23 protein-coding genes are annotated in these 24,362 nt (G+C 58.4%); 3 read left to right on the top strand and 20 right to left on the bottom strand.

The genetic code is table 11. The annotated features are described in order from the left end of the window. Window positions 1-83 precede the first annotated feature (83 nt). The 19 genes from DSM25558_RS05565 to DSM25558_RS05475 all read right to left on the bottom strand — a co-directional run bounded on the left by DSM25558_RS05565 (window position 84) and on the right by DSM25558_RS05475 (window position 18,698). Window positions 84-860, bottom strand: a complete 777-nt coding sequence (locus tag DSM25558_RS05565; RefSeq protein ID WP_077102638.1) for an aspartate/glutamate racemase family protein — start codon at window positions 858-860, stop codon at window positions 84-86. Further along, a complete protein-coding gene (locus tag DSM25558_RS05560; RefSeq protein ID WP_244554124.1) occupies window positions 857-1,633 on the bottom strand; it encodes an aspartate/glutamate racemase family protein in 777 nt (258 codons plus the stop codon). The genes DSM25558_RS05565 and DSM25558_RS05560 overlap by 4 nt, the downstream gene beginning before the upstream one ends. 15 nt (window positions 1,634-1,648) lie before the next feature. Then, window positions 1,649-3,049: an FAD-dependent oxidoreductase gene (locus DSM25558_RS05555; protein ID WP_077102634.1), complete on the bottom strand. Its 1,401-nt coding sequence runs from the start codon at window positions 3,047-3,049 to the stop codon at window positions 1,649-1,651. A gap of 16 nt (window positions 3,050-3,065) precedes the next feature. Continuing rightward, entirely contained in the window at window positions 3,066-3,959 is an 894-nt protein-coding gene (locus tag DSM25558_RS05550; protein WP_200800726.1) for an isocitrate lyase/PEP mutase family protein, read from the bottom strand. A 55-nt stretch (window positions 3,960-4,014) separates the two neighbouring features. Next, complete coding sequence (locus tag DSM25558_RS05545) at window positions 4,015-4,716, bottom strand: ABC transporter ATP-binding protein (RefSeq protein ID WP_077102630.1); 702 nt, start codon at window positions 4,714-4,716, stop codon at window positions 4,015-4,017. Continuing rightward, complete coding sequence (locus DSM25558_RS05540) at window positions 4,709-5,449, bottom strand: ABC transporter ATP-binding protein (protein WP_077102628.1); 741 nt, start codon at window positions 5,447-5,449, stop codon at window positions 4,709-4,711. The genes DSM25558_RS05545 and DSM25558_RS05540 overlap by 8 nt, the downstream gene beginning before the upstream one ends. Further along, a complete protein-coding gene (locus DSM25558_RS05535; RefSeq protein ID WP_077102626.1) occupies window positions 5,442-6,419 on the bottom strand; it encodes a branched-chain amino acid ABC transporter permease in 978 nt (325 codons plus the stop codon). The genes DSM25558_RS05540 and DSM25558_RS05535 overlap by 8 nt, the downstream gene beginning before the upstream one ends. Further along, a complete protein-coding gene (locus DSM25558_RS05530; protein ID WP_077102624.1) occupies window positions 6,416-7,285 on the bottom strand; it encodes a branched-chain amino acid ABC transporter permease in 870 nt (289 codons plus the stop codon). The genes DSM25558_RS05535 and DSM25558_RS05530 overlap by 4 nt, the downstream gene beginning before the upstream one ends. Window positions 7,286-7,354: 69 nt before the next feature. Next, window positions 7,355-8,572, bottom strand: coding sequence for an ABC transporter substrate-binding protein (locus tag DSM25558_RS05525; RefSeq protein ID WP_077102622.1), 1,218 nt, complete (start codon window positions 8,570-8,572; stop codon window positions 7,355-7,357). Between the two features lie 54 nt (window positions 8,573-8,626). Further along, a complete protein-coding gene (gene leuD, locus DSM25558_RS05520) occupies window positions 8,627-9,244 on the bottom strand; it encodes a 3-isopropylmalate dehydratase small subunit (RefSeq protein ID WP_200800725.1) in 618 nt (205 codons plus the stop codon). Window positions 9,245-9,251: 7 nt separating this feature from the next. Then, on the bottom strand, window positions 9,252-10,658 hold the full coding sequence (gene leuC / locus DSM25558_RS05515) for a 3-isopropylmalate dehydratase large subunit (protein ID WP_077102620.1): 1,407 nt from the start codon (window positions 10,656-10,658) through the stop codon (window positions 9,252-9,254). A 37-nt stretch (window positions 10,659-10,695) separates the two neighbouring features. Then, the gene (locus tag DSM25558_RS05510; RefSeq protein ID WP_077102618.1) at window positions 10,696-11,619 is read right to left on the bottom strand and encodes a polysaccharide deacetylase family protein; all 924 of its coding nucleotides are present in this window, start codon (window positions 11,617-11,619) and stop codon (window positions 10,696-10,698) included. Beyond that, window positions 11,619-12,566, bottom strand: a complete 948-nt coding sequence (locus tag DSM25558_RS05505) for a polysaccharide deacetylase family protein (protein ID WP_200800724.1) — start codon at window positions 12,564-12,566, stop codon at window positions 11,619-11,621. Before DSM25558_RS05505 ends, DSM25558_RS05510 begins: the two co-directional genes overlap by 1 nt. A 1-nt stretch (window position 12,567) precedes the next feature. After that, window positions 12,568-13,245: an isochorismatase family protein gene (locus DSM25558_RS05500; protein WP_077102616.1), complete on the bottom strand. Its 678-nt coding sequence runs from the start codon at window positions 13,243-13,245 to the stop codon at window positions 12,568-12,570. Between the two features lie 576 nt (window positions 13,246-13,821). Then, window positions 13,822-14,970: a MalY/PatB family protein gene (locus DSM25558_RS05495; RefSeq protein ID WP_077102614.1), complete on the bottom strand. Its 1,149-nt coding sequence runs from the start codon at window positions 14,968-14,970 to the stop codon at window positions 13,822-13,824. Window positions 14,971-14,975: 5 nt separating this feature from the next. Continuing rightward, window positions 14,976-15,734, bottom strand: a complete 759-nt coding sequence (locus DSM25558_RS05490) for an SDR family oxidoreductase (protein ID WP_077102612.1) — start codon at window positions 15,732-15,734, stop codon at window positions 14,976-14,978. After that, on the bottom strand, window positions 15,734-16,660 hold the full coding sequence (locus DSM25558_RS05485) for a dihydrodipicolinate synthase family protein (protein WP_077102573.1): 927 nt from the start codon (window positions 16,658-16,660) through the stop codon (window positions 15,734-15,736). Before DSM25558_RS05485 ends, DSM25558_RS05490 begins: the two co-directional genes overlap by 1 nt. Window positions 16,661-16,671: 11 nt before the next feature. Then, window positions 16,672-18,039: a dihydroorotase gene (locus DSM25558_RS05480; RefSeq protein ID WP_077102571.1), complete on the bottom strand. Its 1,368-nt coding sequence runs from the start codon at window positions 18,037-18,039 to the stop codon at window positions 16,672-16,674. Beyond that, complete coding sequence (locus DSM25558_RS05475; RefSeq protein WP_077102825.1) at window positions 18,036-18,698, bottom strand: aspartate/glutamate racemase family protein; 663 nt, start codon at window positions 18,696-18,698, stop codon at window positions 18,036-18,038. Before DSM25558_RS05475 ends, DSM25558_RS05480 begins: the two co-directional genes overlap by 4 nt. 202 nt (window positions 18,699-18,900) lie before the next feature. Here DSM25558_RS05475 and DSM25558_RS05470 point away from each other — a divergent pair, with 202 nt between their 5' ends. Continuing rightward, a complete protein-coding gene (locus DSM25558_RS05470; RefSeq protein ID WP_083716329.1) occupies window positions 18,901-19,593 on the top strand; it encodes a GntR family transcriptional regulator in 693 nt (230 codons plus the stop codon). Window positions 19,594-19,634: 41 nt separating this feature from the next. Here DSM25558_RS05470 and DSM25558_RS05465 read toward each other — a convergent pair whose 3' ends face one another. Next, window positions 19,635-21,437: an ABC transporter ATP-binding protein gene (locus DSM25558_RS05465; protein WP_077102569.1), complete on the bottom strand. Its 1,803-nt coding sequence runs from the start codon at window positions 21,435-21,437 to the stop codon at window positions 19,635-19,637. Window positions 21,438-21,626: 189 nt separating this feature from the next. On the opposite strand from DSM25558_RS05465, the gene DSM25558_RS05460 reads away from it, so the two are divergent. Both DSM25558_RS05460 and DSM25558_RS05455 read left to right on the top strand, forming a co-directional pair. Beyond that, window positions 21,627-22,484, top strand: a complete 858-nt coding sequence (locus tag DSM25558_RS05460) for a sulfurtransferase (RefSeq protein WP_077102568.1) — start codon at window positions 21,627-21,629, stop codon at window positions 22,482-22,484. Between the two features lie 240 nt (window positions 22,485-22,724). Next, the gene (locus DSM25558_RS05455) at window positions 22,725-24,290 is read left to right on the top strand and encodes an ABC transporter substrate-binding protein (RefSeq protein ID WP_077102566.1); all 1,566 of its coding nucleotides are present in this window, start codon (window positions 22,725-22,727) and stop codon (window positions 24,288-24,290) included. The last annotated feature ends 72 nt before the right edge of the window (window positions 24,291-24,362 follow it).

Genomic DNA, 24,362 nt, shown 5'->3' with positions numbered 1-24,362 from the left:
CGTCTTATCGCCAAAGGAAAGGCCGCACATCGGATGCGCGGCCCTTATCGAAACTATTACATCAGCAGCGTGAAAATTATCGCTCAGCCGTTTGCCGCATTCTCCGCAGCAGCTCCCGCCTTCATCATCGCGTGCAACATATCCAGCCGCGGCTCGACCGGCGGCGGATAGACATCTCTGCCGTGGGTTAAGCCGAGTGCAAGAAAGGTTTCCACAAGCTTATACGTCAGCGGGCCTGGATTGACGACGGGTACCGGCAGGTTGGCAGCGAGATACTCGCCAGCCTGATGCATGGTCGTTGAGCCCAGGCAGATGACCTCCGCTCCGTCTTCCTCGATGCAGCGCATGGCAACATCACGCATGCGCGGGAAAACACTGTCCTCTTTGCCGCCCAAGAGATTGGAGAAATCCGGCGGCTGATCGAAGCTGCGGACCGAGGCGCATTGCCGGTCGAATCCATATTCGCGGATGGCCTTGCGGTATCGCGGCAGTGCCGGTTCCCATTGCGCCAGAACCGAGAATTTGCCGCCCAGCGTCAGCGCATAGAGCATCGAAGCCTTACCCGCGCCGATGACGGGAATGGAGAGGACCGAGCGCAGCATGACCATGCCGCTATCAGACATCGTGTCGATGCAAACGGCATCAAAGCCTTCGTCCTGCGCCTTGCACCCGGCCTCGAAGATGGCGAGGTCCATCAACCCCCAGTCATGCGGAGACATGAAGGATGTCGGGCCGCAGGTGACCGGGCGATAGGTCAGCTCCCAATCCGCAGGCAGCGGCACATATTGTGACTGCGCCTGGCGATTACGTACACCCTCCTCATCCAGCGCGAAGGGAACGATGACAAGAATGCGGGTCATTGACTGCCCTCCAGATAGGCTGCACCGGCAGCACCGATGGCGCGGATCATGTCGTGCTTGGGAGACAGCGGCGTCGGCCATGTCGCCTTGCTGTGGGTGAGGTTCAGGTCGAGCGCGATCGATGCCAGCTTGTAGGTCAGCGGACCGGGATTGATGACGGGAACGCCGATGCGGGCAGAGAGCCAGGAATGAGCCTCGTGCATGGTGGTGGAACCCAAGATCAACACCTGCGCGCCATCCTCTTCGACGCATTTCTTGGCCGCATCGAGCAGAAGCGGGAACACCTCGTCTTCCTTGCCAGCAAGCAGGCTCTTATTATCGGGCGTCACGCCAATCGAGCGCATCGACGCACATTTGTGCTCCATGCCAAGCTCGCCCAGCGTCTTGGTGTAGAGCATTTTCCAGCGATCCCACATCATCAGGATCGAGAACTTGTCGCCCAACATCTGTGCCATCAGCATGGAATGACGGCCCGGCGCAATGACCGGGATGGTCAAGACAGAGCGCAACATCGACATGCCGCTGTCGGACATGGTGTCGATGCAGACAGCGTCGAATCCCTCTTTCTCGGCATCAAGCCCGGCGTCGAGGATCGAGAAATCTGCGAGCGCCATATCGTGCTGGCTCGAGTAATTCTTCGGACCCACCCGCACGGCGCGATAGTGGAACTCGATGCCCGGGCCGAGATCGACCGCCTTGATCTGCGCTTGCCTGCGGGCGAGATCATCCTGCCCCATGGGAAACGGTACGATGACCATAAGCTTCTTCATCATGTCCTCCTCTTACTTTCAACTCTCGGCAGCAATCCGCGCGGCGGTGATGCCGGCCAACCTGCCAAAGCTGGTCGCCGTCAAAAGGCCGTTGCCGGACAGGTAGCCGTAATTGGAATCTCCAGACACACCACGCGCCGCGCCGCCGCCTGCTAAAAGGTTCGGCAAAACAGTGCCATCTTCGCGCAGCACCCGCGCCTCGGCATCGATCACCAAACCGCCCTGCGTGTGGAATAGCGCACCGTTGACCTTGACGGCGTAAAAGGGCGCGCTCAGGAGCTGATCCGGCGTGAAGTTGCGACCAAAGCGATCGGGTTCGCCGGTGCGTGCGGATGTTTCGATGGCTTCGAACTCTTCGCGAATAGTGGACAATGAAAGCCCCGTGACCGTGGCAAGGTCCTCCAGACTGGTTGCCGTCTTGATGGCTCCCAGCTTGCGGATTTCGCGGTAGTCATAAAACCCCATCCCGGCCTCATCACCCTTGGCATCATAGATGTCCCAAGCAACATGGTCCGGCTGCGCGGCGACTTCTGCGGCATGTTCGGAGTAGCCGCGCATCTCATTGGAAAATCGCTGGCCTTGCGTATTGAGAAGAATGCCGCCCTTGGTGATGACAGCCCATGTCAATGGCAGAGCATGCGGGTGAGCGACCGATCCATGCCCCTGATAGGCTCCCATATCTGCGAGCGCCGCGCCGATCTGCGCGCCCCATTTCACCGCATCGCCCGTGTTGGAGAGATGACCGCAGCACTCGGCATCGGCAATTTCCGGGATGTATTTCTGGACGAGCGCGACATCGCCAGCAAAGCCACAGGAGGCAAGAACGAGCGCCTTGCAGCCCAGCATTTCCAGCGCGCCATCCGGCCGACGAAAACGGACGCCGGTTACGTGACCAGACGCATCCACATAGAGATCTTCGACGGACGCATTTGTCACGACATCGATATCGGCGTTGGACACGGCAGAAAGAAGCGACTGTTCCAGGTCGGCACCGGTGCGGCTTTTCGGGCCGTGCATGCGAAGGCGCGAATGGCCGGGATAGGTGAACCCCGTGACCAGTTCGAATTCCACCTTATGCGTGTCCATCAACCAGTCGATCATCGGACCTGCGGTCTGTGCAGCGACCAGCGCCATATCATGGGGCGTGTGGTCATGGGTCTTGGCGACAAGGTCTTGCGCGAAGAGTTCGGGGCTGTCCTCGATGCCCGCTTCCTTCTGCAAACGGGTGCAGGGTGCGGGAATGAGACCTGCGGACAGCGAGGTGGAGCCCGTCGGGTTCTCGTCCCGCTCCAGCACCATGACCTCCTGGCCCGCATCGTGGGCCGCAAGGGCTGCGACCAGACCACAGGCTCCTGCCCCGACCACCACGACCGGCATTTCAAAATCGAACGTCACGCCTTCCGCAGATAGCACTGCCATGGCTCAAATCTCCTGCTCAATAGCTGGTGCGGTTTGCTTCCGGTGTGCCGTAGCGGGCTTCCAGTTCCTGAATTTCAGGCATCCGCGCCATATCGAAGAACTCCTTGAAGTTCATGACGTTGGGCGCGACCGATGCGATGGTCTCTTCGGTTTTGAGAACCTGAAGCGTTTTACGTGCAGCTTCACAGGCCGAAAGCAGCAGCCAGTTGGGGTAGATGATCAGCTTGAAGCCTAGCGCCTCGATTTCAGACCGCGTCAGGAACGGCGTCTTGCCCGAGGTTGCCATGTTGTAAAGCAGCGGAATGCCGGGAAAACGCGGTGCAATATGCGCCAAGTCATCCGGGCCGGGGCTTTCGATGAAGATAACATCTGCACCGGCTTCGCGGTACATTTCCGCACGGTCGAAGGCAGCGTTGCGACCGTGCAGCGCCAGAGCATCCGTGCGGGCAATGACGACAAAGTCTTGGTCGATACGTGCGTCCACGGCGGCCTTGACCTTGGCCACCATATCTTCGGCTGGAACGATCTGCTTGCCTGCTAGATGGCCGCAGCGCTTCGGCAGTACCTGGTCTTCCAGATGCACGGCTGCTACGCCCCCGCGTTCATAAAGCTGAATGGCACGGCGCACGTTGAGCGGGCCGCCGAAACCATTGTCGGCATCGGCAATCAGGGGAATGTCCGAGGCATCGGCGATACGCGTGGCGTTATCAACCATCTCCGTCATGGTCAGCAGACCGACATCCGGATAGCCCAGCCGCGTGGCGGATGTGCCGGCACCCGTCATATACATGGCGTCAAAACCGGCTTCGGTCACAAGGCGGGCATACATGGCATCGACCACACCGGGAGCCATAAGGGCTCGTTCGTCTGAAAGCAGCTGCCGCAGACGTTGGGTACGTGTAAGGGACATTGTATTCTCCATTTCTCCGTAATTGGCCCCGGCTCACTCCATCCGGGGCAGCGTCTCACATTCCGAGATAGGCTTGGCGCAACTGCGGATCGGCCAGCAGCGTGGCGGCCTCTCCCTGCATGACGAAACGACCCTGCTCGATGACATAGGCGCGCTTTGCGACACTCAACGACTGCATCACGTTCTGCTCGACTAGCAGCACGGCAACACCGTCAGCATTGATCTTGGTGATCAGACCGAACATGTCTTCGACCATGATGGGGGACAGGCCGAGAGACGGCTCATCCAGAATGAGCAGTTCCGGCTCCGACATCATGCCGCGACCGATGGCCAGCATCTGCTGTTCACCGCCAGATAACGTGCCCGCAAGCTGGTTCATTCGCTCCCGAAGCCTCGGGAAGATTTCGCAGATGCGCTCGAAATTCTGCTTGGTGTTTTTGCCAGCCCGGCGAAACGCACCGAGCTTTAGGTTTTCACCAACAGACAGGTTAGGGAAAACCTTTCGTCCCTCCGGCACATGGGCGATGCCGAGTGCCACGATGTCGCGCGCATTTTTGCCTGTGATCGTCACGCCCTTGAAGGAGATCGATCCGGCGCTCGGCTTGATGAAGCCTGATATGACATTGTTGAGCGTCGTCTTGCCCACGCCGTTGGAGCCCAACAGGGCAACGATTTCACCATTATCGACGCGCATATCGATGCCTTGCAGCACACTCATCGAGCCATAGCCTGCGCGGATACCCTTGATATCAAGCATGGTTTTCCTCCTGCAAGCGGGCAGCGGCCCCGTGGCCGAGATAGGCTTCCACCACGGACGGGTCCTTGACGAGTTCGCGCGGCGTGCCGTGAGCAATCATCTTGCCCTGGTTCAGCACATAGGCTGTTTCGGCCAGTTGCATCACCGCCTGCATGACGTGTTCGATCATCAGGAAGGTATGCCCTTCCTCGCGGATTTTACGAATGATGCCGACAATCTCGGTGATTTCAGAAGGTATCAGGCCCGCCATGACTTCATCGAGCAGCAGTAATTTCGCACCGGTCGCCAGCGCACGCGCAAGCTCCAAGCGTTTGCGACCCGCAATGGTGAGCGATGATGCGGGACGATCAAGCATCGCGCCCATGCCCAGCCGCTTGCCGACATCCCGCGCCACCGACATGGCTTCGCGACGGTCATGGTGGTGGAGATACGCACCTACAGCGATGTTTTCCTGAACCGTGAGCCCCGCAAAGGGCTGAACGATCTGAAAGGTGCGGATCATGCCAAGCGCGCAGATGCTGTGCGGCGCAAGGCCGGTGATATCCTTGCCCTGAAAACGCACCGCGCCTTCATCAGCCTTGGTAAAACCGGCAATCATCGTAAAGCAGGTCGTCTTGCCCGCGCCGTTCGGGCCGAGAAGTCCGACGATGGAGCCTTCAGGCACATCGAGCGATGCATCCGTGACAGCCTTCAAACCGCCGAAGCTTTTGGAAAGATTACGAACCTCAAGCATTGTCGTCCACCTTCTTCTTGAAGGTGCCGAGCTTACCCGCAAGGCCGACAAGACCATTGGGCAGGAAGCGCAGCGCACAGATCAGCACAATCGCGTAGAGTACGAAGTTCAGCCCTGGGGCATTCGGCAGCAAGTGCTTGGCACCTTCGCCAAGAAGATGCAGGCCGAGCGTGCCGAGCAGCGGACCCCAGATCGTCCCGGCACCGCCAATGATCGGGCCGATCAGTGCTTCGATGGAAACGGCGCTGCCATAGACCACGTTGCTGTCGATAAAGAGCCAGAGCTGGAGATAAAGCACACCGGCCAGACCACCAAAGGCACCGGAGATTGCCATGGCCTGCACCTTGATCTTGTAGGTGTCGATACCCAGCGCGCGTGCTGCATCCTCGTTTTCCCTGACGGCGATGAGATAGGCACCGAAACGGGAATATTTGATGAGAGCCGTCAGCGCCATGACCAGCGCTACCACGACCAGAAGGGCAGTGTAGGCGATGGCACGGTCGTTGAATTGCAGGTTGGCAACGCCAGGGACCAGCTTCAATTGCAGCCCGCTGCCGCCGCCGGTGAAATCGAAGGACGATGCGCAGATGCGCAGCACTTCGGCAAAGGCTAGGGTGACGAGTGCGAAATAGGAGCCCTTCAGGCCATAACGAAACGCCAGAGCGCCGATGAAGGCACCCATGGCAGCGCCCGCAAGAATGCCCGCACCAAAGCCCACCCATGCGTTTACGCCGTACTGCACCTGAAGGATGGCCGAGGCATAGGCACCGGTTCCGTAAAGTGCGGCATGACCGAAGGACGACATGCCACCGAAACCACCGGTGATGTTCCACGACAGGGCGACGACCGCGACGATCAGCGCGTTGATGGTAAAGCCCATCCACACCGGCGATGATGCGAAATAGACGCCGAACAAATAAGCGAGAGCCGCCGCGATAAGGGCGATCTGCCCAATGGATTGAGGTCTCATGTCCTTGCCCTCCCGAGAAGCCCTGACGGTTTGAAGAGAAGGATGAGGATAAAGGCGAGGAAGATGCCGATCTGGCCGAGGCTTTCGCCAAGGAAAAGACCGCAGAGCGACTCGATGACGCCGAGAAGCAGACCGGCGACCAGTGCGCCCAGCAGGCTGCCCATTCCACCCAGCACCACGGTGGTGAAGGCCACGAGCACGAAGGTGTAACCAACCTGCGGCGTAATATAGAAAGTCGGCAGCAACAGGCACGCCGCAAGCGCCACACAGGCCGTGCCGATACCGAAACAGACCGCATAGGTGTGGTTGACGTCGATACCGACGAGTTCTGCCCCACGCTTTTCAATCGCCACGGCGCGAATGGCAGAGCCCGTGCGTGTATAGGCCATGAAGCACCACAACAGCGGCGCGACAGCGAGCGCGGCACCGAAGGCGATCACCCGACCGAGCGGCAGATAGGCACCCAGCACTTCGACCGTATCATAGGCGTAAGCGATATCAGCCGTGCGCGTATTCGACGTCCAGAAGTAGAGCGCCAGATTGTCGATGATCATCGACACGGCAAGCGTGATGAGAAGAACATTCTGTTCCGAGCCGCTGCTCATCGGCGCAATCAGGAAACGCTGCAACACGTAACCGAGCGCGAAGAAGGCCGGAAGAACGATGGGAATGGCGAGATAGGGATCGACGCCGAAATAGAAGTACAGGAAATAGACGGCGTAAAGCGCCAGCATCAACAGGCTGCCATGCGCAAAGTTGATGATGTGGAGCACGCCGTAGATGAGGGTCAGGCCCAGCGCCACCAGCGCATAGACGGCTCCCATCATCAGGCCGCTCAACACGGCAGGTAAGATCAGACTTGACATCAGGGCTCGCCTCTCTGTCGTTTGAAGAGCGCCCCCAGGGACATTGACGTCCATGGGGGCGAGACCGTGTCAGTTTTTGGCAGGGATCGGGAAGACCGCTTCGGCCGTGGCATATTCCTTCGGGAAGACCAGTTCGATCTTGTCGCCACGAATCTGCGTGTTTACCGGCTGCGAGTTGACATTGTCACCATTGACGAACTTCGTCGGGCCATACGGCATAATGGACTTGTCGAAGGTCGATGCGGCCAGAGCTTCGATCATCTTCTGACGGTCGGCGGAAGCGCCGCGTTCCAGAGCGTCGGCGATCACCTGTATCGTCGCATAGGACACCATCACGTCATAGGTCAGGTCCAGCTTGGCAGCTGCAACGCTGGCAGCGAGCGCCTTCGACAGGTCCTTGGATGGATCGTACCAGTGGTTGCAGTCCATCACATATTGAGCGACTTCCCTGTTCTCGCGGACGAACTTGATGTTGGATGCCGCGCCACCGAGGATGGAATAGATGGCCTTGAGTTCGACGCGCTGCTGGTTCAGCGCACGCGCCATCAGTGTGTATTCGTTGATGTAATTCGACGGAATGAGGATGTCGGCCTTCGATGCCTTGACGCGAAGCGCGATGTTGGAAAAGTCACGCTGCGGTGTCGGGTGCGAGATGGTCTCGACCACTTCGATACCCTGCTTCGGCAGCTGTTCGGCCAGAATTTTCGCCATATTGGAGCCGAAGGGACCGTCTTCATGGACGATGGCCGCTGTCTTGATGGAATTGCCCGCGCCGGCATTCAGAAGCTTGAGGTTCTCAAGCGCGACGCTGGTGCATTTGTTGACGCCCGGCGTGAAACGGAAAACGTTGGGCAGGCCGCGCGTTACAACAGTTTCGGCGGTGCCGATGGAGAAGACCTGCGCAAGATTGTACTTTGCTGCTGCCTGCGAAGACGCAAGGCCTAGCGCGGATGCCGTTGCGCCGGTGAAGGCGCAGGCATTGGCCTCGATCAGCGTATCGACGGCGGCAGCGGCGGCTTCCGGGCGGCTTTGCGCGTCCACCACGACGAGTTCGATCTTGGCACCGCCCATCGACTTGATGCCGCCTGCGGCATTGATGGCTTCCGCCGCAAACTTTGCACCGGCAGCACTCTGTGTACCGTTATAGGCAAGGTTGCCTGTCAGCGGTTCGATGACGCCAACCTTGATGGCCGGTGTCTGCGCGCGCAGGATGGATGGCGCAGCCAGGCTGACGGCTAGCGCTCCGGAGACCTTTAAAAGGTCGCGTCGTTCAATTTTGAATGTCATTTTATGCTCCCAGTTTTTTTATGAGACGGCAAAAGAAACTCGCTGGTCCGCCCGTCAACGGCCCAGCCAGGAATGCGACGCCATTCGATCCGTTTCGAAGGCGGTGATCTGCTCCATGAAAGTGAATGTCATTTCGATCTCGTCCAAACCGCGTAAGATACAGTCGCGCGCGAAGGGATCGATGGTGATGGGATGCGTGCCAAGATTGCCCGGCAAGATCAGCTCGGCAGCCTCCAGATCGACCGTAACCTCGGCTTCAGGAAAACGGTTGAGATGATCTGCCAGTGCCTCGCAATGCTCTGAGGATAAGCGAACCGGCACGAGCCCGTTTTTCAGGGCATTGTTGAAGAAAATATCGCCAAAACTCGGCCCGATGACTGCCCGGATGCCATGATCGACCAGCGCGTAAACCGCACCCTCGCGGGACGATCCGCATCCGAAATTGTTCTCGACAAGAAGAATGGTCGCGGCGTCGGCACCAGGCTTGTTGAGCGGGAACGATGGGTCCAGTTCTTTCTGCTCATCGCGACGGATGTCGTGGAACAGGAACTGGCCGTAGCCCTGCGCGCGGTCTGCCTTCAAAAAGCGACCGGGAATGATCTGGTCCGTATCGCAGTTGACGCCGGGGATGGCTACTGCTGTGGATGTTTCGCGAATGAATGCTTTCATCATTGTGCCCTCACAGCCTGCGCACATCGGTCAGACAGCCGCTGATGGCAGCAGCAGCCGCCATGGCGGGGCTGACCAGATGGGTGCGCGCGCCGGGGCCCTGACGACCGACGAAATTGCGGTTGGAGGTGGAGGCGCAGCGTTCACCGGGACCAACCACGTCACCGTTCATCGCCGCACACATGGAACAGCCCGACTCGCGCCATTCGAAGCCCGCCTCACGGAACGTGCGGGCAATGCCCTCGGCTTCCGCCTGCTCTTTCACCTGTGTGGATCCAGGCACGACGATGGCGGGGATCATGGCCTTTCGGCCTTTGAGAATAGAGGCAGCAGCCCGCAAATCCTCGATCCGGCTGTTGGTGCAGGAGCCGATAAAGACCTTGTCCAGTTTCAGGCCATCCAGCGGGGTGCCGGGTGCCAGCTCCATATACTCAAGCGATTTCGTCGCCGCCTTGCGCTTGTCGGAACTGTCGAAACTTGTTGGATCGGGCACGCGCCCATTTATGGAAACGGCGTCTTCCGGGCTGGTCCCCCATGTCACCATCGGGGCAATATCCGCACCGTCCATTCTCACTTCCGCGTCAAAGAACGCATCACTATCGCTGGCAAGCGTGCGCCAGTGCGCAACGGCACCGTCCCATTCCTGCTCCGATGGCGCGAAATGGCGACCTCGGACATAGGTAAACGTCGTTTCATCCGCCGCGACCATGCCGAAGCGGGCAGCAGCCTCGATCGACATATTGCAAAGCGTCAGCCGACCCTCAATGGAAAGGTCTCGCACGACCTGTCCGGCGAATTCGATGGCATGGCCACCTGCACCGGCCGCACCGATCTTCGCGATCAGCGCCAGCATGACATCCTTGGCCGTCACACCCTGCCCCAGCACGCCATCAATCGTCACCCGCATGGTCTTGGGACGAGACTGCCACAGCGTTTGCGTGGCCAGAACATGAGCGTTTTCTGATTGGCCGATACCGAAAGCAATCGCACCTAGCGCCCCTTGCGTCGAGGTATGGCTGTCGGAACAGACGATGGTCAGGCCCGGCAGCGTGATGCCCTGTTCCGGTGCAACAACATGGACGATGCCCTGCTGACGGCTCGACAGACCGAAATGCCGTATACCGCCCCATTCCATGTTTTCATCGAAGGTGTCGATCATGTGGGCGATGGCCGGGCTTGCCGCATCGCTCGACTTTCGGCCCAGCGTCGGCACATAATGGTCGGCCACCCCAAAGATTTGCTGAGGACGCCTAGGTTTCAAACCACGCCGCTTGAGATCGGCAAAGGCATGAAAGCTGCCTTCGTGAATCATGTCACGGTCGATGTAGAGCAAAGACGGGCCTGCCGGATGGCGCAATATCTCATGCTCATCCCAGATCTTGCCCAACATTGTGCGCGGTGCGGCTGCGTGCGCCATGACCTTGTCTTCCTGTTATTCGGCTCGACGTTCGGTTTTAGCCAGCAGCACGAAACGACGCACAGATGTCACCCGCGGGTGCATTCCACACGCCCTCATGTGACAGAATGTAATCGAGCACTTGACGCAGATATTCGACGCGATACGGCATACCAGACACCCAGCTATGCAGCGGCAGGCTCATGACGCGACCGCCATATTGGGCGCTTTCGCGGTACAGTACGTCGAAGCGGTCCTTGACCTGCTGCACCCATTCGGCTTCTGACTGGAAATATTCGTCAGCCACCACCCGGTCGTCAGTCTCGTAAGCCATGGGCATGGCGAGCAGCGATCCATTTTTCGTCTGCATCTCATAGGGAAGATCGTCGTTTGCCCAATCAAGGCTATAGGCAACACCGTTGCGCGCCAGCAGATCAGGCGTGTTGAAGCCCTGCGCACGACCCGGCGACAGCCAACCCTCAACCTTCTGACCGCTCGCTTCGCGAAGCAGGCTCAAGGCCTCGGCAATGATGGCATTCTCTTCGTCTTCGCCAAGCCCGGAATGATGGACCTTGCCCATATCCAGACCGTGGGCGATGATTTCATGCCCGCCCCGGACCACAGCGTCGATCAGCGCCGGGTACCGCGCTGCGATCACGCCATTGATTGCGAAGCTGGCTTCCAGTTCCTTTTCCGCAAGCAGCTTGAGGATGCGGAAAATGCCGATGCGATTGCCGTAGTCACGGTTCGTATAATAGCGAAAATCCGGGTAAGGCATCGACAAAGCGCCCGGCGCCTTGAACGGCTTCGAGGGCATATCAAGCGGAAAATGCTGGACGTGGGTGACGATGGAGAGTGCAATACGCGCACCATCCGGCCATGCAACCGGCTTGCGAGAGAACATGTCGCTCCACTCGTAGCGATCATGGTCCATGCCGTACCGACGGGCGGGATAGTTGAGATAGTCTTCAGGCATAGACATCAGCGCGCTCCCTTCCCTGAATTGTGGCCAACCATGGCGGCGCTCATGGCGTCATAGGCACCGGTGGTGTGATAGGCGGCTGCGATCTCACGGCCTGTCGTCTGCCACACGCCCTCATGCCCTGCGATATATTCGATGGCTTCGGCAAAGGCATCGATGCGGTGTGGCTGTCCTACGAGATAGGGATGCAGCGGAATGCACATGACCGTGCCACTTTCATCGCCTTCCTTGTAAAGCTGGTCGAACTGCCGCTTGATGATTTCGCCGTAATGGCGCGGCGTAACCTTCTGGCTGTTGTAGACGATGACGTCGTTCATCTCGAGCGAGTACGGCATTGAAATCAACTTACCGGACTTCACCTTAACCGGCATCGGCTGGTCATCATGGAACATGTCGCAGGTGTACTGAATGCCCGCTTCCGACAGAATATCCATCGTCCAGAAATTATTGGACAATGCAGGCGAGAGCCATCCCGCCAGTTCCTGACCGGTGTGCTTGCGCACCGTGTCGAAAGCGTCGCGGATGATCGCGCGCTCCTGTTCGATATCGAGATTGTAGACATAACGCGTGTTGTAGATACCGTGGGAGAAGAACTCCCAGCCACGATCCGCGCAGGCCTTGATGATTTCAGGATGGTGATCACACAGCGCGACATTAAGCGAGACGGAGCCGCGGAAACCGGCCTTGTCCATCGCCGCCATCATCCGCTGCCAACCGGCGCGATTGCCGTAATCGCGATGGGAATATTGCAGGACATCCGGGTTGGGCCGCGCCCAGGGTGTGCGGGTGGGATTGTTGGGTGGATTGTATTCATAGAACTCAATGTTCGGCGCGATCCAGACGGCGATCTTCTTGTTGCCGGGCCAGACGATCTTGGGGCGGTTTGGCCAGGGCAGGTAATCGTAGAGCCCCAGATCCGACTTCATGGCGGTGTCTTCAGCAGCCATCTCAGCGAACCTCCGGCTGATAGGCCTCATACCAGGCAATGGCATCCGAAACCGGGATCACGTCGCCATATTTGACCGAAATATCATAGAGATTGGCGAAATGCGGGCTCTCATGCTTGTCCGCCACACACTCCTCGGGAACGATGACACGGTAGCCGCGCGAGATGGAATCAACCACACAGGCGCGAATGCAGCCCGACGTCGAGCCTCCGGTCAGGACAACCGTGTCGCACTGGTGCCAGACCATCAGCGACTGAAGATTGGTCTCATGAAACGGCGATGCCATGCGCTTGTTGATGATGATGTCCTTGACGTGATCGATCTTGAGGCGCGGATCGAACTCGGCCCGGCGCGAACCGACCTTGATGTTCTGCAGGGAATCCGGCGTGTTGGTGCGCGTGCCCCAGACACCGCAATCCTCACCGGACTCCATATAGGCCACATAGGTCCATGTGACTGGCAGGCCTTTCTCACGAGCCAGACCGGAAAGCGTGTTGACGTAGTCAAGCTGTCGAGGATCCGTTTCGTAACTGGTGATGAATTCACCGAGAGACGTGTAGGCGCACTGCAAATCGATGTTGATCAGCATCGGCTTTTTGCCGAACCCAAACCGTTTGCGCGTAGGATTTGCTTTAGCCTGCTCGTACAGTTGACGGGCGGTGAGCGATGAGATTTCCATGAAGACCTCCTTTGCATCGCAACCCTCCACACGGCCTGAACACAGGCCGTTTCCCCAGCGAAGGCGTCGCGTTATTATTCCTATTGTTATCACTTTATATCATTTGTAAAGCCACTTTTAGAGGACTCGTCATCTCTTTTTAGAAGACGCTTTTTGTCTGTGCAGATGCCTTTTATTCGTCTGGGGTGATGCCGATAAATTGAGCATTAGCAGGTAGATAGACAAAGAAAGCCGAAAACTCCGCTATGCTCTGCCTGCACCGCCAAATGCAATCAGAACGGGATCCAGCCAGTATTTGGAATTTCTTCGAGTGACGGCTCTCTACGAGTCCCGCCTCTTGAATCGTCCCATCAAGAAGCGATGCATTGCAGCAAAATTTCGGGCGGTGCTTGCATCATATGCCTGTAACAAACAGGAGGGTACTCAGTCATGACCATCGCAAACGGCATGAGGTTTAAAGTTCAGTCAGCCTTTCGCGCGCCCGATACGTCGGGAAAAAACATCCACGTTGCGCAGGCTGGATGCGGTGCTGATTGGCTTTCAAGTGAACTTGTCGATTATCGATTGCTCTTGCAATCAGGTGCGGGCTTCCAGCGCTCGAACCATTCTTTGAAGACCCTCTTCCAGCAAAACGCGCGGGCAACCGAAATTCACGCGCAGATGGTTCGAAAACTCGGCTCCAAATTCGGAGCCGGCGCTGAAACCAACTTTGCCGTGTTCCAGAAAGAAGTTCTGGGGATCGGGCTGGAGACCGAGCGCGGAGCAGTCCAGCCAGGCAAGAAATGTCGCCTCGGCCTTGATCAATCGGATTTGCGGAACATGCTTTGCGAGTTCGGTCGTCAGGAAATCACGATTGGCCTGGGTATAGGAGAGCATGCCCGACTTCCAGGTGTCGGCATGCCTATAAGCCGCTAACGTGGCTTCGAGGCCGAGTATGTTGACGCTATCGACCATGCCAAGACGATATTGCACATATCTCTCGCGCATCTCCCTGTTCTGAACGATAGCGAAGGCAGTTTTCAGGCCGGCGATATTATAGGTCTTTGCCGCCGACATGAGCGTGATCGTCCGGTTGGCGGCTTCGGGCGACAAAGAGGCGATGGGAACGTGCTTTCTGCCATCAAACAGCAAATCACAGTGAATTTCGTCGGAGATGATCAGCGTATCATGGCTCTCGCAAAGGTCGGCAATCGCGCCCAACTCCTCGCGCGTAAAAACCTTGCCCGTCGGGTTCTGCGGATTGCAGAGCAAAAAGGCCCTCGATTGTTTTAGTTTGGAAGAAAAGTCACCGAAATCGAGTTTGTAGCCTGAATCGGTGGCGACCAGCGGCGCTTCGATCCGCTTCATATCCCAGTGGCCGGGGGCATTAAGGATGGGGCGATAGACCGGGGTCTGAACCAGAACGCCATCATCAGGAGCGAGCATGGCTTTCAGCGCCATGTTGAAGCCCGGTTCGACACCAGGCAGAAAAACGATGTCCTCGGGGGTGATCGTCCAACCATATTTGGCCTGCAAATCAGCGACGATGCAAGCACGCAACTCGTCACGCGCTACGCCGTAACCCAGGCAGGGGTGCTCCAGACGGGATTTGATGGCATCGACAATTTCGGGAGCCGATGGGAAATCCATGTCGGCCACCCACATGGGCAGAATATCGGCACCATATTTGCTCCATTTGGAACTGCCAGTACCACGCCGCTCAACCACCCTGTCGAAATCAACCATCCGTCTTAGAACCCCTTGATCATGCCGCCATCGACCCGTATGGCCGAACCGGTGACGTAGCTTGCCTGCGCGCTTGCAAGGAAGACGGCGACCGCTGCAAATTCTTCTGGTTTGCCGTAACGTCCCGCTGGGATTTCCGCGCGCGAAGCTTCCTGCACGGCTTCGATCGTCTTTGCTGTCTTTTCTGCCTTGCCGGCATCCAGTTCCCGAACGCGGTCGGTATCGATACGACCGGGCAGGATCATGTTGACGGTGATGCCATGACGGGCAACTTCGCCGGCCAATGTCTTCGACCAGCCGGACACCGCAGCGCGAATACCGTTGGAGAGCGCCAGATTGGGAATGGGCTGCACGACACCGGAGGAACCGATGGTGATGATACGGCCCCATTTGCGCGCAATCATGCCTTCCAGCATAGCGTCGGTCACGGTGAAGATGGAGGTTGCCATGCTGTCGAAGGCACTGGCCCAGCTTTCTTTGGACTGACCGGCAGCCGGTCCGGCCTTCGGGCCACCGGAGTTGTTGACGAGAATATCGACGCCACCCGTCGCAGTGATGGTGGCAATCATCGCTGCAACGGATGTTTCGTCCGATAGATCGACGGTGAGAGGCGTGATGTTGTCGATCTTTTCCATCGCTGCCACATTGCGCGCGGCGGCGAAGACCTTGACGCCTTCAGCGGCAAGCGCCTTGGCGATAGCGGCACCCAGTCCGCGGCTGGCGCCCAGAACGAGGGCGGTTTTGCCGGCAATCAGATAATCCATTATTTCAAAGCCTCAAGTTTGCGTTCCTGGCGTGCCATCAGCCGTTCGACTTCGGCAATGGCCTGTGCGTTGAGCGCGGCACCGGGACGGCGCTGGGCACCGCTGGCAATAGCGCCGCGTTTGGCCAAGACATATTTGCGGATAGCAAGGCCAAGGCCCGGCTGCTGTTCGTAACGCATCAGGGGAAGATACGCGTCGAACAGATCCTGTGCGGCGTCAGGGTTGCCTTCGTTGCTGAGGCGGCAAACCTCAACCATCATTTCGGGATAGGCAAAGCCGGTCATTGCGCCATCTGCGCCGCGCTGCATTTCTTCCGGAAGAAAAACACCCGCATTACCACACAGAATAGAGGTTCGGCGGCGTCCCTTGGCCTCGGCATCCCGCAGATCGCTGATCTTCTGCAATCCGGGCCAATCCTCATGCTTGAGCATCACGATGCTGGGATGCGCTTCGAAGATGGTACCGAGCGTGTTCGATGAAATCTGCACACCTGTGACAAGCGGGAAATCCTGCAGAACGACGGGAACGTCCGTTCCGATTGCCTCGACCACATTGCGGTAATAGCCGATGATCTGCTCGTCGGTACGCAGGCTGGATGGCGGTGCAACCATGACACCGGCTGCGCCGAGGTCCATGACGGCTTTGGTCATTTCGCCAATGGCTGCAAGACCCGGTGCCGAGACGCCGACGACGACGGGCTTATCTGCGGAACGCGCCAGTGTCTGGCGGGTGATGGCAATGGATTCGGCCTGTGTCAGTTTTGGCGCTTCGCCCATCATGCCAAGGATCGTAAGGCCGTCCGCACCCTTGCCGTAGTAGAAATCCACCATGCTATCGACGCTGGCGACATCAATTGCGCCGCTTTCGGTGAAGGGTGTGCAGGCAATGACGAAAACACCTGACGTCTGGTTGTTGATCAATGGCATGTCGTTCTCCTTTAATTTTCAAACCAGCTGGATGTGCCGCGTGCGGCATATTTTCCGTCACCGGCTGCATTGACGATGGCGGCACCATCCCAGGCTAGCTTGCCACCGACATAGGTGCGGACCACGCGAACCGAAAATTCACGTCCGTCAAACGGGCTCCAGCACAGTTCATCATGCGCCTTGGACGAATCCCATATTTGCGGTTCCGCCTTGAGGATTGCGATATCGGCGTCCGAACCCACGCGCAATGCGCCTTTTTCGGGCCATAGGCCGAAGAATTTGGCAGGCCTTTCGCACAGTTGCTCCACCGTCATCGTCGCGGCATCGTAACCACGGAGTTCCGCACCCGTGTAGAATGCCGGAAGCAGGGTTTCGAGGCCCGGCACACCGGCACCGGCCTCGAAAATGGACGGCGTGAATTTGTTGTCGACGGGCCAGCTGGAATGGTCTGAACTGACGAAGGCCACCCGGCCATTGGCCACATCTTCCCACAGCGCCTCGATCTGGCCGGGGCGGATGGGCGGGTTCACCTTCATTTTTGCACCGAGTTCGGGGCCATCGATTTCCGGGTCCAGCCACAGATAGTGCACGCACAGTTCACCCGTGGCACGGAAACCGTCCAGCAGGTAGTTTTCGACAATGTCGAAGCCACGTGTCGTCGTCAGGTGGACGATATGCGCATGTGCGCCTGCGGCGGCACCGAGTTCCAGAAACTGCGCCGTTGCCGCCATTTCGGCCGCTGGTGGTCTGCTGGCGGAATGTGCCTCAATGCCATCGCGACCGGCAGCCTTGGCGGCGGCGATGTGGGCGCGAACGATTTCCTGATCTTCATTGTGCACGCCAAGCGGAATATCCGTATCTGCCAGTGCGGAAAAGATATCCAGCGTCTGGTTGGAGGAAATGCGGGGAAAGCGCGTCGGGCTGCTTTCGAAGGTCGAGATCTTGAACGCCACCACACCACCGGCAATAAGGCCGTCGATGTCCTTCGTCGACTGGTCCGGCATGACTGTGGCGTAAAGTGCCACGTTGCAATGGGCGTGCTCTTCGATCGCGGCAATCTTGGCATCCAGTCTCGCAACCGTGTTCAGCGGATCGGGATTGTCATAGGGCATATCCACGATGGTGGTGATGCCACCAGCGACCGCCGAGCGTGTTGTCGAGCCGATGCCAGGAAGACCGCCATAGCTACAGGCATGGGTTTGCCCATCGATGACACCGGGAATGATCAGGTCTTCTCCGGCATCGAAGCGCTCGGTTGCATCAGGCACGTCACCGGTGCCGATGGCGGCAATCTTGCGGTCCTTTATGGCAATCCAGCCGTTTTCCAGCGGACCATCCGGCAGAACGACAGTGCCGGTTATCACGATATCATAGCTCATGACGCTTGCCTTCCATAGTGCAGATCCAGTGTCGTGCAGGCCAGCGCCACACCGGCCTGAACCGGATCGATGACGGTTAGACCTAGTGTTTCCTCGAGCGCGCGGCGATATCCGCCAAGGCCGGCGCAGCCGAGAATGATCACATCGGCACCATCCTCATCGCGCAGCAGCTTGGCGGTGCGCGAGACGGTTTCGACGACGTCTCCCGCCATCAGTTCGACCACCGTTTTGTCGATGGAGCGGTCGCCGGCCAGACGACCTTCGAAGCCCAGATGCTTCAGATATCGCAGGTGCCGGTCGATGGAGGATTGGCCAAGCGAGATGATGCCGAAGCGCTCTCCAAGGCCAAGCGCTGCCAGATAGGCGGCTTCGGCAATGCCGACGACCGGGCGCGTCGTGGTTTTTCGAACCGTCGCAATGCCGGGGTCCGAGAAACAGGCGAGCACGAAGGCATCGGCAGAAGCGTCGGCAACGGCTTCGATGATGTTGGGAATGACCTGGGCAACATGCGCATCCGTCTCGATGCCGGCGGGTGATTTGGCAAGCTCCGTGCAGCGGATGTCATGACGCGTGGCCGCGCGCACGAGGCCCAGGCAAGCTTCCATGGAGCGCGTGACGGAAACGGAACTGTTGGGATTGATGACGAGAATTTCGGACAAGACGATACCTGCGGAGTGGGCGTGTGCGAGGATTGTATCTCTAAAATATATTACGTAGTATATCAGTGCGTCGCCGGTTGTCAAAGTTCTGTTGGTGATGAAATCATGGCAGAATGCGTGCATGGCAATGACGCGACGACTGACCTATGCTGGCGACGACCTGCTTAAGTGCGGCGCGTCTATGCGAAACTGGAGAGTGACTTTGAACAAAGCGGACGTGTCGGGCGATAAGCGGAGCAAGTCTCTTACCGAAAAAGCCTATGCCGTTTTGCGTGAACGGATCATCACCGGAGAACTGGCACCGGGCATGGATGTGTCCGAACCGGAGCTTGCCGAGCAGCTTTCCGTCAGCAAGACGCCGGTGCGAGAAGCGCTTGCGCGGCTTTGCGTCGAGGGTTTCATGGAGGCCTATCCGCGACGGGGCTACCGCGTCACGCCCGTGACCGTGAAGGACATGAACGACCTCTTCGCCATTCGCGGCATGCTGGAAGGCACCGCGGCGGCTCTTGCTGCCAAAAACCTGAGCGATGACGAACTGGACGCGCTCGATCAACTGGCGGATGTCACCTATGTAATCGGCGAGGAAATCAGCACGAAAACCTTCGTGGATTCCAATCAGGAGTTCCATTCCGCCATTGCGCGCGGCTCTCGCAATCCGCGCCTTTATTCGCTGGTGATGAGCCATCTGGAGGAATGCGCGCGGCTGTTCTACATGGGCGCACGCGTGCGCGACATCAATCCGGAAACCAATGTCGATCATCACCGCATCGTCGCGGCCTTGCGCAAGCGGGATGCCGACATGGCGCAGCAGGTCATTGTCAAGCACAACGAAAACACACGCGCTGGCCTTCTGGGCGCGCTGATCGCGACCGGGCAAGGCGGCCTGACGCTTTAAGGCCTCGTTTAAACGCAATTCGGGCGGCATACGCACACCTTTCAAGCGACCTTGACGAGATGACCGGGTGTAGGCTCCGCATAGCGTGCTGCCACCGGCACGTAATCGACCGGACGCACAGCGCTGCCGATCTCTCCGCCTTCCGCCACCTTGCGCAGATGGCGTCTTGCAGGGTCTGCGATTGGAACCGCGCTGAGAAGCCTTCGCGTATAAGCATGTTGCGGATTGCCGAATATCTGCGCACGCGTGCCGATTTCAACGATCTCACCCAGATACATCACCGCCACCCGGTGGCTGACGCGCTCCACCACAGCCATGTCATGGCTGATGAAGAGGTAGGCGATTTTCAGCTGTTCCTGAAGCTCCATCATCAGGTTGACGACCTGCGCCTTGATCGAGACATCCAGCGCGGACACGGCTTCGTCAGCCACGATGAGACCGGGATTGAGCGTCAGCGCGCGTGCGATGCTGATGCGCTGGCGCTGTCCGCCTGAGAATTCATGCGGAAAACGCCGGGCCATATCGGCCTGCAAGCCGACACGTACCAGCAGGTCCGTCGCCCTGTCGCGGGCCTCTTTCGCCGACGCCAGACCGTGCGAGACCAGTGGCTCCATGATGGCCTCACCCACACGCATGCGCGGGTTGAGGCTGGAGAACGGATCCTGAAAGATCATCTGCATATGCTGGCGCTGCCTGGACAACTGTGCAGGATCGAGTGCGCCGATGTCGTTGCCGTTGATGCGGATGGAGCCGCTGACGGGTTCGATTAGCCGCAGGACCGAGCGTCCGGTGGTGGATTTTCCGCAACCCGATTCGCCCACCAGCGACAGGGTTTCACCCTTATGCAGATCGAAGGAGATATTCTCCACGGCATGAACGCGACCACTCACGCGGCCGAGAAGGCCTGATTTGATGTCGAAACGGGTGACGAGATTGCGTACTTCGAGGATCGGCGGCTTGTTGGCCTCAACCGTTCCCGAAATCTCGCGCTCGGTGGAAGCCACGCCCGTATCCGTATCGGTCAGCTTGAATGTTGCCGGAAAATCCTTGCCCTGCATCGACCCCAGCCGTGGAACAGCGGACAGAAGGGCCTTCGTATATATATTGATAGGATTTGCGAATATCTGTTCGGTTTTTCCGGTTTCGAGCGCGCGCGAGCGAAACATGACCACGGTCCGGTCGGCAATCTCGGCCACCACGCCCATGTCATGTGTGATGAACAGCACGGCCATGTTGTCTTCATCCTGCAAGGATTTGATGAGTTGCAGGATTTCGGCCTGGACCGTGACGTCGAGTGCCGTGGTCGGTTCGTCCGCGATCAGCAGTTTCGGGCGGCAGGCCAGTGCCATGGCAATCATGATGCGCTGAAGCATGCCGCCGGAAAGCTGGTGCGGATATTCGTCGAAACGGCTGGATGCGGCGGGGATGCGCACTCTCTCCAGCAGCTTCACGGTTTCGCTGCGCGCCTGTGCCTTCGACAGTCCGCGATGCCGGATGATGGCTTCGGCAATCTGCCGGCCCACCGACAGAACGGGGTTCAGCGACGTCATCGGCTCCTGAAAAATCATGGTAATGTCATTGCCGCGAATGTCCTGCATCTGCCGCTCCGGCAGGGACAGAATATCCGTGTCTCCCAGCTTTACCGTGCCGGTGACGCGGGATGTGCGCTCCGGTAGCAGCCGCATGATCGACATCGCCGTCACGCTCTTGCCGGAACCGGACTCGCCGACGATAGCCACCGTCTCACCGGCATCGATGCTGAAACTCACATCGTTGACCACGGCGTTCCAGATGCCGTTGCGGCGGAAGGCGGTTGTCAGATTTTCGACGGAAAGAACTGTCAAACTTCCATACTCCGGATCGTGCAATGCTTCACCGACTGGTATTGCACAGTGCGAACCGGCAGATGTCAACAAAAATATCTCGTGGAATATCATGTGAGATATTTATCTCTTGTCATCGTCTGCACGATGGATAACCTTATCATGATGAGAGACGATCGACCTTATCAGCCAACCCATTCGGAGACCACGATGTCTGATACCACGCGCATATCGGTTCTGCTGACGCCGGTGCAGTTGCAGGAGATGCTGTCGTCCGGTACCGATGTCACGATCATCGCCGTGCACTCCATCAATCCCTACACCGGCCAGGATTCGTTCAAGGGACTGAGGATAAAAGGCGCGGTCGATACCCAGGCCTACACCGATTTCCAGTCCCCGGCGAGCTTCGAGGGCGGACAAAGGCCATTGCCTGATATCGCGCAGTTGCAGCACAAGGCACGCGCCTGGGGGCTGCGACCTGAAAGCACCATCGTCGTTTACGATGCTGACCGCAGCATGACGGCTGCACGGGCGTGGTGGGTGTTGCGATGGGCGGGATTGCCGGATGTCCGGGTTCTGGATGGCGGGTTTCCGGCCTGGGTGGCTGCCCATATGCCGGTCACTGAGCAAGAGACGGCGGTGACGCCGAGCGACATCGTTCTTTCTCCCGGGCACATGGCCGAACTGGGTGCTGACGCCGCCTTGAAAATGGCGACCGAGGGCGTTCTTCTCGATGCGCGGATCAGGCCCAACTATATTGGCGGACAGGTGGCACCCGGCCAGCCGCCGCGTGGTCACATTCCCCATGCGTTGAGCGCGCCGGCACCAGACAATGTGACGGATTACGGAAATTTCACCGATGATGCGACGTTGCGGGAAATGTACCGGGTGCTGGGTGCCGATGGCAGCAGGCCGGTCGGTGTCTATTGCGGGGCTGGAATGTCCGCGGCGCACACCGTTCTGGCGCTGGCCTCTATCGGCATAGATGCGGCCATGTATCCCGGATCATGGTCCGCATGGGTCAGCGATCCAAAGCGCCCAGTCGTGATTGGTGCCGATCCGGCCTGAGCCGATGTGATGATCAGATTTTGCTCGATTGACGTTTGGGACAGTATAATATTTTCTCTTTTGCACAATAAATGAGCCATATTGCCTATTTGTTTAAATAGCTTGCAGATGTTCTTTACAGCACAAAAAGCGATGATATATTTCGTGGAATATCAGAGGCGAGAGCCGCGATTAAACCGACAGCATGCAGCCGAAGAGAGGCGATAAATGCCTCGATCAGACCGCGAAAGGGTCTTGCCCATGAAACTCTTTAAAGGACTAGCAGCCGCAGCCTTCGTGGCCCTGCCGCTGTTTGCAGGTGCGGCGAACGCGCAGAGCAATGACCCGTTGAAGACACTCGTCATTGCCGTGCCATCCGATCCCGTCAGCCTGGAACCCGGCACCAACAAGGCCGAGCCTGTTGGCAGCGAGATCATTCTCAATGTTTTTGATACGCTTGTGGCCTGGACTGCTCCGGACTTTAACGAACTAGAAGGTCGCCTTGCATCCAGCTGGACTGTGTCAGCGGATGGCAAGGAATTCGACTTCAAAATTCGCGAAGGCGTCAAGTTTCAGGATGGTACGCCTTTCGATGCTGCCGCCGTGAAGTTCTCGCTTGAGCGCACCAAGGCGACAAATTCCTACGTCAAGGCAACTTTCGGCCTGATCAAGGACATCGCTGTTGTATCTCCGACCGAAGTCAAGATCAGCCTGACCGAACCCTATCCGGCGTTCCTGTCTATTCTGGCGCAGCCGCAATCGGCCATCGTCAGCCCGGCCGCCGTGGAAAAGTTTGGCGATAAATTTGCGGCCAACCCTGTCGGCACCGGCCCCTTCGTCTTCAAGAGCGCGCAGGCTGATACCAATGTGGTGCTCGAAGCCAACCCGGATTATTTCCGTGGTGCGCCCAAGCTGTCGCGCATCATCTACCGCGTCATTCCGGAAGCCTCGACGCGTCGTCTGGAGCTTGAAAGCGGCGGCGTCGATGTCGTCCAGCAGCAGGGCCAGCTTTCCTCCATCGCCGCTGAAGATATTGCCGCGTTGAAGTCCAACCCTGACGTCAAGATTCTGGAAGTCTCCAGTCAGATCATTCGCCAGCTTGAATTCAACAACAGCAAGAAGGACGGCCCGTTTGCGGATCTCCGCGTCCGTCAGGCCGTGGCCCACGCTATCGATTATAACGGTCTGCTGAACGGCGTTTTCGGTGGCACGGCCGAGCGCGTCTATGGACCTTTAACGACCAATAGCTGGGCGTTCGATCCAAAGATCAAGGATCTGGCCCCGAATTACGATCCTGAAGCATCGAAGAAGCTTCTGAAGGAAGCCGGTGTCGATCCATCCACGATCCAGTTGAAGCTCTACAGCTTCCAGGGCCCGCTCTGGGCAGCCGTTGCCACCTATGTGCAGGCCAATCTGGCCGATATCGGCATCAACGCCACCATCGAACAGACCGAGTTCCCTGCCTACCGCGCTCTTCAGACCGCAGGCCAGTTCGATGCCGCGCTTGACGGTCGTCAACCCTGGTACAATGATCCGGATGCGCATATTACCATCGGCTATCTGTCGTCGCTTGCCAATTCGGCCATGACGTTCCGCATGCCTGAAGACAAGGCTCTGGACGATCTGATCCTCAAGGCCCAGCAGACTGTGGATGTTCCGGCCCGTACGGCGCTCTATCATCAGGTGCAGGAAGAAATCGTCAAGCGCGTCCCCGGCGTCTATCTCTTCAGCCCCAAGCTGATCGTCTTCCAGCGCGCCAATGTCGAAGGTCTCGTCGTCAACAGCGCACCGCCGCTCAATGAATATTGGGGCGTTTCCAAGAAGTAAGGTTTTCCGGGCCCGCAGCCTTGCGCGCCCGTCAATCCGATCTGCAACGGGAAACCGTGGCAGATCATTTTT

The sequence above is a fragment of the Agrobacterium sp. DSM 25558 genome, assembly GCF_900100825.1.
Lineage (GTDB): Bacteria > Pseudomonadota > Alphaproteobacteria > Rhizobiales > Rhizobiaceae > Agrobacterium.
This window is presented reverse-complemented; position numbering and strand designations above follow the sequence as displayed.